At 69.3% G+C, this 10,175-nt stretch carries 8 protein-coding genes; 2 read left to right on the forward strand and 6 right to left on the reverse strand.

Features of this window, described 5'->3' with window-relative positions; all coding sequences use genetic code 11:
• The 6 genes from hutH to AOZ53_RS32620 all read right to left on the reverse strand — a co-directional run.
• On the reverse strand, window positions 1–1,589 hold a 1,589-nt coding region (hutH, locus tag AOZ53_RS32595; RefSeq protein ID WP_054490993.1), incomplete at its 3' end, for an HAL/PAL/TAL family ammonia-lyase.
• 71 nt (window positions 1,590–1,660) lie between these two features.
• Window positions 1,661–2,809 carry an MBL fold metallo-hydrolase gene (locus tag AOZ53_RS32600; RefSeq protein ID WP_231690723.1) on the reverse strand — a complete coding sequence of 383 codons (1,149 nt, stop codon included), beginning with the start codon at window positions 2,807–2,809 and terminating at the stop codon, window positions 1,661–1,663.
• Window positions 2,802–4,142: an MFS transporter gene (locus tag AOZ53_RS32605; RefSeq protein ID WP_082380348.1), complete on the reverse strand. Its 1,341-nt coding sequence runs from the start codon at window positions 4,140–4,142 to the stop codon at window positions 2,802–2,804. Before AOZ53_RS32605 ends, AOZ53_RS32600 begins: the two co-directional genes overlap by 8 nt.
• Window positions 4,143–4,192: 50 nt before the next feature.
• Window positions 4,193–5,848 carry a urocanate hydratase gene (locus AOZ53_RS32610; RefSeq protein ID WP_054490995.1) on the reverse strand — a complete coding sequence of 552 codons (1,656 nt, stop codon included), beginning with the start codon at window positions 5,846–5,848 and terminating at the stop codon, window positions 4,193–4,195.
• A 10-nt stretch (window positions 5,849–5,858) separates the two neighbouring features.
• Entirely contained in the window at window positions 5,859–6,950 is a 1,092-nt protein-coding gene (locus tag AOZ53_RS32615; RefSeq protein ID WP_020926238.1) for a DUF917 domain-containing protein, read from the reverse strand.
• A gap of 215 nt (window positions 6,951–7,165) precedes the next feature.
• A complete protein-coding gene (locus tag AOZ53_RS32620; RefSeq protein WP_054490996.1) occupies window positions 7,166–8,062 on the reverse strand; it encodes a LysR family transcriptional regulator in 897 nt (298 codons plus the stop codon).
• A gap of 101 nt (window positions 8,063–8,163) precedes the next feature.
• Here AOZ53_RS32620 and AOZ53_RS32625 point away from each other — a divergent pair, with 101 nt between their 5' ends.
• Both AOZ53_RS32625 and AOZ53_RS32630 read left to right on the forward strand, forming a co-directional pair.
• The gene (locus AOZ53_RS32625) at window positions 8,164–9,519 is read left to right on the forward strand and encodes a dihydroorotase (protein WP_054490998.1); all 1,356 of its coding nucleotides are present in this window, start codon (window positions 8,164–8,166) and stop codon (window positions 9,517–9,519) included.
• A gap of 5 nt (window positions 9,520–9,524) precedes the next feature.
• A partial coding sequence (locus AOZ53_RS32630; RefSeq protein WP_156333600.1) for a M20/M25/M40 family metallo-hydrolase occupies window positions 9,525–10,175 on the forward strand: 651 nt, incomplete at its 3' end.

A 10,175-nucleotide genomic window follows, 5' to 3' on the forward strand; every position in this document is an offset into this window, starting at 1 on the left:
TCGTTGCGGCGGTCCTCGGTCATGGCCGGCACCTGCTGGCGGAAATCCCGCCACAGGCTGGCGGTGCCCTGCCCCAGCGCCGCCGCCGGGCCTTGCGGATAGCGCAGGTCGACCGCCTGGGCGCCGTGCATCAGTTCCACCGCCAGCAGCCGGGTCAGGGCCGCGATCTGGCCGGTCACGCGCAACCCGGTCAGCGGCGCATTGGTGCCGACGTCCTCGATATTGCCGGCCTGCGGCTGCACGTCGGTCACGACCGGCCCGGCCAGGGCGCGCACGTCCGCCGCCAGCGACGACACCGTCTTCTGGATCGGGCCGTAGCCGATGGCGCCATTGCCCGGACTGAGAAAGCGCGGCAACCGCGTGAAGGCCGGGTCCGTCAGACGCAAGGTGCGTTGCGCCGACAGTTGCGCCACCTGCGACAGCGCCACGCCGGCGCCTTGCAGCGGCAGCACCCAGGCGCTGGGATCGAACCCGGCGCTGGGCATGACGGCGCCACGCACCGGACCCTCGGTCACGTAGTACTGGATTTCATAGTCGGGCGCGCCGGCCGCCGGCGCGGCGTCCAGCACCACCGTCGGGTTGTCGTCGGAACTGTTGATCTGCACCTGCAGCTGCCGGTCCAGCAGCGCCAGCAGGTCGCGCGCCGCGCCGTGCACCTGGCTCACCGTGCGAAAACTCAGCGGGTCCTGCAAGGGCCGCTGCGGATCGCGCTTCCACAACGCGCTGCCGCGCAGCAGGCCCAGCATGCGCTCGGCGGTCTGGCGCTGGCCGGCGTAAGGCCGTTGCGATTGCGCGGGCGCCAGCAAGGGCGCCAGGTTGCCGTCCAGGCCTTCGAGCGACAGCGCCGCCACCGCGTCGGCCTGTGCCAGCAGCGCGCGCGCATCGTGCGCGGCCAGCACCGCCAGCGCGGCGCCATAGGCGTTCGAGCTGACCATCGACAGCGCGTCCTTGCCGAACGGACGCACCGCCACCAGGCCGGCCTCGCGCAGGGCCTGCCCGGCGCTCATGCGATGGCCGCCGTGCCAGGCCTCGCCCTCGCCCATCATCACCAGGCCGATCTGCGGCAGGATGGTGATGTCGGCCTGGCCGACCGAGCCTTCGCCCAGCATCACCGGCGTCACGTCGCGGTTGAGAAACGCGGCGTACTGCTCCAGCACCGCCGGCTGCATGCCGGCGCCGCCAAACAGCGCCGTGTTCAGGCGGATCAGCATGGCGGCGCGGGTCACGTCGCGCGGCGCCTCGGCGCCGTAGGCCGCGCTGTGCGAATGCAGCAGGTTGCGGTTGAACTGTTCGGACAGGCGCCGCACCTCGGGCGAGATCTCGCCGCCCTGAAAGATGGTCTGGTCCTTGTTCAGGCCCACGCCCCGGTTCAGGCCGTACACCGGCTTGTCCAGGCGCGCATAGGCCAGCAGCAAGTCGTAGGCGCGCGCCGCCCGCCGCGCCGCGGCCGGCGCGATGGCGACGGCGCAATCCTGCCGCGCCACCGCCAGCACCTGCGCCGCCGTCAGCGATTTGCCGTCCAGCGTGACGCTGCAATCGCCGGCCGCCTGCGCGGCCGCGCCCAGCAACAGTGTCGCCAGCAGCGCCATCCGGCCGCACGCGCGCGCCGCGCGTCGGTGGGTATCAACACGCAAAGACTTCATCTTGCCTCCGGCGGTGCTTATGGTTGCTTCAAGGGAATACGCATCAAATCCTGGCCCAGCACCACCGGACCCTTGAAGGTCTCGCGGGCATGCAGCCAATGGTCGGCCGGCGCATCGCCCGGCACCAGGTGCGACAGCACCAGCTTGCGGACGCCTGCCTGCGTCGCCGCCTCGCCGGCCTGCTGCGGCGTGGTGTGCGCCTCCAGCAGTTGCCGCGCCAGCGCCTGCTGGCGCGCGTCCCAGGGCTTGGGGCCGACGATGTGGTCGACCCAGGCGGGATCGATCGCCTCGTGCACCAGGATGTCGGCGCCGCGCGCCAGCTTGACCAGGTTGGGGCTGAGCGCGGTGTCGCCCGAGAACACCACCGAGCCCGACGCGGTGTCGAAGCGGTAGGCGAAGTTGGGATACACCAGCCCGTGCGGCACCAGGATCGCGCTGACCGTCACGCGCTCGTCGCGCCAGACCTCGAAGGGTTCCATCGGCGGCGCCGGATCGGCGTTCGGGTCTTTCACCACACCGGCCGGCACGGCGATGTCATGCGCCTGGAAAAAGCCGCGCACGTCCGGCACGCCCTCGCTGCGCACGCGGATGTTGAGGTCGGCGGCCATGCCGGCGACCACCGAGTCCACCAGGTCCACGGTGCCCGCGCCCGGGTTCTCGGCATGGATAACCGGATCGCCCGCCAGGCCAGGAGCCAGCGGCGGCAGCGCGCCGCGGCGTCCCGGCCCGTAGATCTGCAACGACGCCTTGGCGCGGCGGCGCGCGCTGGGGTCGTACATCAGCAGGCTGGCCAGGTCGATGATGTGGTCGGTGTGCAGGTGCGTCAGGAACACGGCCTGCTCGGCGCCGGGCTTGATGCCGGCGCGGCGCAGTTGCCGGTAGGCGCCCGAGCCCAGGTCGACGAGGTAGGCCTTGCCGTCCACCACCAGCGCCGACGAGATGCCGTGGGGCGCGTCGTTGCCGTACCAGGTCGGCCCGCCGGCCACGCCCAGCAGCACCAGTTCGGCGCCCTGCCCCGCTTGCGCGGCTGGCGCGGCCAGCATCGCCGCCACGCCCAGCGCCGCGGCGGCGCGACCCAGCCAGCGGCGCAGGCCGCCGACGGCCGAACGGCGCGCCGGCAAGCCTGCATGCGCCACGTTCACGAACCGCTTGCCGGCCTCAGACATGGTTCTTCTGCGGCAGCACGGTCAAGGCCACCAGGGCCACCACGCAGGCGCCCATCACATACAGCGCCGGCGCGAAGGCCACGCCGGTGGTGTAGGTGATCCAGGTCAGGATGGCCGGCGCGAAGCCGCCCAGCACCGTCACCGCGGTGTTGTAGGCCAGGGACATGCCGGACGAGCGCACCGCCGTCGGGAACACTTCCGACAGCGCCGACGGCGCGGTGCCGACGTACAGCGCCACCAGCAGGCAGAACGACGACTGCACCACGATCAGCGCGAACTGCGTGTGGTTGGCCTGCAGCCACATCATCAGCGGATACACCGCGATCAGCAGCAGCAGCGCCGACGCGCGCAGCACGGTGCGGCGGCCGTAGCGGTCGGACAGCGTGCCCGAGAAGAAGCAGCCGCCGATCAGGAACAGGTTGCCCACCAAGGCGCCCAGGAAGGCCTGCGAGCTGGTGAAGCCCATGCTCTTCTGCACATAGATCGGCATGAAGATGATCAGCGCGTACGGCCCGATGGCCCACAGCACCGACATGCACAGACCGGTGAACAGCTCGCGCGGATAGTCGCGCAGCACGCTCAAGAGCGGCGCCTTGGCGGGCTTGCCGCTGGCGGCCTGGCGCTGCTGTTCCTCGCGGAAATGCGGCGTCTCGTCGAGCGTGCGGCGCATCCACAGGCCCACCGGCGCGATCGACAGGCCGACGATGAACGGAATGCGCCAGCCCCATTCGCCCACCTGGTCTTCGGTCAGCAGCGTGGTCACCAGCGTGGCGACCAGCGCGCCCAGCAGGTTGGAGATGCCCATGCTGGCCTGCAGCCACGAGGCGTACTGGCCGCGCTTGCCGGCCGGCGCGTGCTCGACCAGGAAGGCGGTGGCGCCGCCCACTTCGCCGCCGGCCGAGAAGCCCTGCAGCATGCGGCCGCACACGATCAGCAGCGGCGCGCCCACGCCGATGGCGGCGTACGGCGGCGCGATGGCGATGAGCAGCGTGCCCAGCGCCATCAGCATGATGGTCAGCGTCAGCGCCGCCTTGCGGCCGGCGCGGTCGCCATACGCGCCCAACATCAGCGCGCCCAGCGGCCGCACCACGAAACCCAGCCCGAAGGCCAGGAACGAGGCCATCAGCTGCACCGTCGGATCTTCGTTGTGGAAGAAGTTCTGCCCGATATACACCGCGAACAGCGCGTAGACCGAAAAGTCGTACCACTCCAGGGCGTTGCCGATCGAAGCGGCGATGACCGCCTTCTTGGCGCCCTTGTGCTCATCGGCGCCTGCGTGGGCGGCATTGCCCCCCACCATCCCCGCGCCCGGGTTGATTGCGATGTTTTTCATTGACGTTCCCGTTGATTCGCCCCGTGTCCGGGGCTGTTATGTCCTGCCGTTCAAACCCGCGCCGCCATCGTGTCGATGCGGTCGATACCCTTCTTGCCGACTTCGTCCAGCGCTTCTTCGTAGCCGGCGTCGGCATAGCGCAGTACGCCGCTGGCGGTGTCGTTGGTCAGCGACAGCGACAGGCGCTGCGCCGCCGCGTCGGTGCCGTCCGCCACCACCGTCACGCCGGCGCTGGTCATGTAGCCGCTGTAGCCGCCGCCGCCCGAGTGGATCGCCACCAGGTCGGCGCTGGACGAACAATTGATCATCGCGTTCAGCAGCGGCCAGTCGGCGATGGCGTCGGAGCCGTCGCGCATGTTCTCGGTCATGATGTTCGGATGCGCCATGGCGCCGGCGTCCAGGTGGTCGCGGGTGAACGCCACCGGCGCGGCCAGGATGCCCTCGCGCACCATGCGGTTCACTTCCAGCGCCAATTCCGTGCGCTCGCCGTGGCCGAGCCAGGCGATGCGCGCGGGCAGGCCCTCGAACGGCACCGACTCGCGCGCCAGCCGGATCCAGTTGGACACGATCAGGTTGTCGGGGAAGCGCCGCAGCAGGAAGTCGTCGATCTTGCGGATGTCCTCGGGATCGTTGGACAGCGCGATCCAGCGGAACGGGCCGATGGCGCGCGCGAACAACGGGCGCAGGAAGGCCTCGGTGAAGACGGGGATCTCGAAGGCGCGCTCGACGCCGCCCTGCTTCGCATGGGTGCGGATCAGGTTGCCGTTGTCGAACACCACCGCGCCGCGGTCCTTGAAGCCCAGCATCGCGGTGACGTGGCGCACGATCGAGCGGCGGCTGGCGTCCATCAGGCCTGCCATGTCCTCGCGGCGCATGCGCGCGACCTGCTCCAGCGTGTGGCCGGCGGGCACGTAGCCGTAGACCAGGTCATGCGCCGAGGTCTGGTCGGTGACGATGTCGGGCACGATGCCGCGCGCCAGGATCTCGGGATACACGTCGGCGGCGTTGCCGAGCAGGCCCACCGACAGCGGGCGGCGCGCCGCCTGCGCGTCGCGGATCAGCGCCAGCGCCTCGTCCAGCGTGTCGGCGCGGCATTCCAGGAAGCCGGCCTGGATGCGTTTCTCGATGCGTTCCGGATCGATCTCGACCGTCAGGATGGCGGCGTTGGCCATGCGGCCCGCCAGCGGCTGGGCCCCACCCATGCCGCCCATGCCCGCGGTCAGGATGAAGCGGCCGCGCAGGTCGTTGTCGAAATGGCGCTCGGCGATGCGCGAGAAGATCTCGTAAGTGCCCTGGATCACGCCCTGCGAGCCGATGTACTGCCAGTCGCCGGCGGTCAGGCCGCCCCAGCAGATCAGGTTGTCGTCCTGCATGCGGTAGAAATTCTCGGCATGCGCCCACTGCCCCACCATGTTGCAGTTGGCCATGATCACGATCGGCGCCTGCGGATGGGTGCGCAGCACGCCGATGGGCTTGCCGGACTGCACGATCAGGGTCTGGTCCTCTTCCAGCGTCATCAGCGCGCGCACGATGGCGTCGTGCGACGGCCAGTCGCGCGCGGCGCGGCCCAGCGCCGCGTAGACCACCAGGTTGGCGGGGTCCTCGCCCACCGCCAGCACGTTCTCCAGGAGGCGCAGCAGCGCTTCCTGGCGCCAGCCCTTGCAACGCAGCGTGGTGCCGCCCGGCACCTTGAATTCACGTTTCATCAGCGCCCCCTCAGCGACCCAGCGCGTAGCCGGTGAAGTCCATGCCCAGCGCCTTCTCGACGATCGGATAGACCGAGGCGTCGGTGACGCTGGAGGACAGCGGGATGTGCTGCTTGGACACGTGCAGGATGGACACCTGCAGGCCCTCGCGCAACTTGCCGGCGCTGACCGGATTGCCGTCGGCGTCCAGCGTGGTGATGACGTCCGGATAGCAGGCGATGCGCTCGCCCTGCGCGTCGGTCACGGCCATGTGCTCGTTCATGACGTGGATGACGCGCTTGCCCGCGCCCTCGCCGATCTCGACCGTGCCGATGTCGAAGGCTTCCTCGGTGTACTTGAGCGTGTTGCGCACCACCTTGCCGGAGCCGATGATCTCGCCCTGCGTGGCCTTGCAGATGGCGTCGATCACGGCGCTGCCGCCCTTGGGCTGCGCCGCCAGGATGGCTTCGCCCAGCGCCAGCGCGCGGCTGATGCCGCCCAGCGCGGCGTGGCGCCGCACGTACGAGGCGCGGATCGGATTGCGGCAGCTGGCGATGAAGCCGCCGGCCATGTCGGCGGCCTTGCGCAGCACGGGCGACACCTTGCCGGTGGCGCCGTGCACGGTCAGTTCCATATAGGCGTTGTTGGCGCGGTTGCCGCCCACGGCGCACTGGATCATCGGCTCGGGGCTGCCGGCCAGGCCCAGCGAGCCCATGTCGCCGGTGGGATGGGCGCGGATGTCGCCCACCGCGTCCACCACCTTGGTGCCCAGCACCGCCGACGGCAGCCAGCCGTTGAGCGTGCTGGACATGCCGTTCTGGCCGATGATGAGGCCATACAGGCGCTCGCCCAGCGCATCCTGCAGGCGCTCGGCCGCCTTGACGTAGTCGATGCCCAGCATCTGCCAGTCGGTCAGGCCGCCGGGCGCGCCGATGGCGGCGGCGGTGGCGATCCAGGCGTCATCGGGCACTTCGTCCATCGACACCAGTTCGGGCCGGCCGATGGTCACGGCCAGCGATCCCAGTTCGCGGCCATGCTCGGCCCAGCCGCCCCCGCCACAGGCAAACACCGAACCGCCCCTGACCGCGGCCTCGACATCCTGCATCGTCAAGATTCTTCCCATTGCTGCGCCCTTCCTATCCCGATTGCGTTTAGCGGCTCCAACGGCATGCGCGCTGGATAGACGAGGGCATCATAGGAACCAATCCCGTTAATGTCGTATTACCTTTTATGCCTTGTTCATAACATTGGGTTAATAGCGGGGTGCGCCCCGAGAGAGGGGCAATCCGGGGGCAGAACGGACCTAGGGATATCCCCAGGCGCCGGCGGGGGAAAAGATCAGGCGCCGGCGTGCTGGTCCAGCGTCACCAGCACGTCGATGAAGGCCTGCGCCAGGCGCGACAGCGGCTGCAATTGCAGGTGGAACACATTGACCGGCGCGTTGACCGTATCGGCGATCGGCACCGTCACCACGTCCGACCAGATCGGGCCGGCCACGGTGATCTCGTCCACCAGCGCCACGCCGGCGCCGGCCTGCACCAGGGCGCAGGCCACGTGCGCCTGCTGCACCTCGATACGCGGCTCGGGCTGCGCGTCCTCGGCGCCGAACAGCTTGTGCACCAGCATGCCGAAGGGAATGTCGGCGCTGTAGCCGATCAGCGGCTCGCGCGCCAACTCGGCGGCGGTGACCTGGCGGCGTCCGGCCAGCGGATGGCCGGCGGGCAGCACCGCCACGATGCGGTTCTCGTACAGCGGCCGGGTCGCCAGGCTGGGATGGTTCACCGGCATGTAGGCCACGCCCAGTTCGACCTGCTGGGTCAGCAGCGACTGCTCCATCACCGCCGGGATCAGCGTCTGCAGCACGATGCGGATTTCCGGGTGTAGTTGACGAAAGCGGGCGATGGCGCGCGGCAGCAGCGACTGGCCCAGGCTCGGGCTACAGGACAGGCGCAACTGGCCCTCGCGGTTCTCCGCCAGGTTGTCGGCCACCTCGTTGACGCGCTGCACGTTCTGGTAGAGCGCGGTCACTTCGACGAACAGCCGCCGCGCTTCCGGCGTGGGGTAGAGCCGCCCCTTGATGCGCTCGAACAGCATCAGGCCCAGGCGCTGCTCGGTGTAGGCGATCAGCCGGCTGACGGCGGGTTGCGACACGAACAGCAGCTTGGAGGCGCCGCTGATCGAGCCGCTCAACATGATGGCGCGGAAGACCTCGATCTGGCGCAGATTCAATTTCATATGCTTAACCTGATGTTAATTCCCATGCACATATAAGCATAAGACGTTTTGAATCGTGCTTACTACACTGCCCTTCAGTTCTTCATTGGATGGAAGTGGTCATGAGCGATTTCGATTGGGTGGTGCGCGGCAATATCGTCGATCCGCACGGCATCGTGGAAAACGGCTGGCTGGCCGTGCAGGGCGGCAAGATCGCCGCGCGCGGCACCGGCGCGGCCCCCGCGGCGCGTGACAGCGTCGACGCCAGCGGGCAGTGGATCATCCCCGGCGTGGTCGACGGCCAGGTGCACTCCGGCAGCCAGGCCAACCAGGAAGGCCTGGGCTGGGCCTCGCGCGCCGCCGCCGCCGGCGGCGTCACGGTCATGGTCGACATGCCCTACGACGATCCCGAGCCGGTCGCCTCGCGCCCGCGCCTGGACGCCAAGATCGCCGAGGTCGAGCGCGACTGCCACGTCGACGTGGGGCTGTTCGGCACCCTGAACAAGGAACACGGCCTGGCCGCCGCCGCCGGCCTGATCGAGGGCGGCGTCTGTGCCTTCAAGTTCTCCACCTTCGAAGCCACGCCCGGCCGCTTCCCGCGCATCGAGGAAGACGACCTGTACGAGGCCTTCCGCCTGATCGCGCCGTCCGGCCTGGTGTGCGGCGTGCACAACCAGATGCAGGAGATGACGCGCAAGAACATCGCCCGCCTGATCGAGGCCGACGACACCGGCTGGGACGCCTTCATGCGCGCCCACACGCCGCTGATCGAGAACCTGGCCACCGCGCTGATCTACGAGATCGGCGCCGAGACCGGCGCCCGCGCCCACGCGGTGCACGTATCGACCTCGCGCGGCTTCGAGATCTGCAACATGTTCCGCCGCAACGGCCACCGCGCCAGCATCGAGACCTGCGTGCAATACCTGATGCTGAACCACGAGGAACACACCCGCCGCTTCGGCGCCAAGACCAAGCACTATCCGCCGATCCGCCCCAAGGCCGAGGTCGAGCTGCTGTGGACCCACATCGCCAACGACGAATGCACCTTCGTGTCGTCGGATCACGTCAGCTGGGGCCTGGAGCGCAAGCAAAACCCCAACGTCTTCAAGAACTCGTCCGGCGGCCCGGGCCTGGAAACGCTGCTGCCGGCTTTCTGGACCGGTTGCGAGGAACATGGCATCTCGCCGTCGATGGTGGTGCGCCAGCTGTGCGATAACCCCGCGCGCCACTTCCTGCTGGACGATCGCAAGGGCACGCTGGAAGTCGGCAAGGATGCCGACATCGTCATCCTGACGCCGGAGCGCTACGCCTACGACCCGTCCACCAGCCTGTCGGCGGTGCAATGGAGTTCGTTCGAGGGCCGCGAGTTCACGGTGCGCGTGGCCGGCACCTGGTGCCGCGGCCAGCAGGTCTATGATGGCCGCCGCATCGTCAACAACAAGGGCGACGGCCGCTTCCTGCGTCCGCGCAAGGCATGAACGGCATGGCCATGTCCTTTCCTCCGTTGAACGCCGAACGCCTGTGGTCGCGCGTCGAGACCCTGTCGCGCTACACCCTGCCCGACCAGCCCTGGACCCGCCGCGCCTTTTCGCCGCTGTTCCTCGAAGCACGCGACTGGCTGCGCGGTGAATTCGAAGCCGCCGGCCTGGCCACGCGCCTGGACGCCGGCGGCAACCTGATCGGCACCCGCGCCGGCCGCAACGCGCAGCTCAAGCCCATCGCCACCGGCTCGCACTGCGACACCGTCATGAGCGGCGGCCGCTTCGACGGCATCATCGGCGTGCTGGCCGGCATCGAGGTCGCCCACACGATGCGGGAACATGGCATCGAACTGGAACACCCGTTCGAGGTCATCGACTTCCTGTCCGAAGAACCCAGCGACTACGGCATCTCCTGCGTCGGCAGCCGCGCCTTGAGCGGCCAACTCAGCGCCGACATGCTGGCCGCCCGCAACGCCGACGGCGAGACGCTGGCGCAGGGCATCGCCCGCATCGGCGGCGATCCGGTCGCGCTGGCGCGGCCCCTGCGTGGCCCCGACGGCACCGCTGCCTTCGTCGAGCTGCACATCGAGCAAGGCCCCGTGCTGGAAAGCCGCCAGCTGCCCATCGGCGTGGTCACCAACATCGTCGGCATC

The sequence above is a fragment of the Achromobacter sp. 2789STDY5608621 genome (assembly GCF_001299375.1).
Taxonomy (GTDB): Bacteria; Pseudomonadota; Gammaproteobacteria; order Burkholderiales; family Burkholderiaceae_B; genus Achromobacter; species Achromobacter insuavis.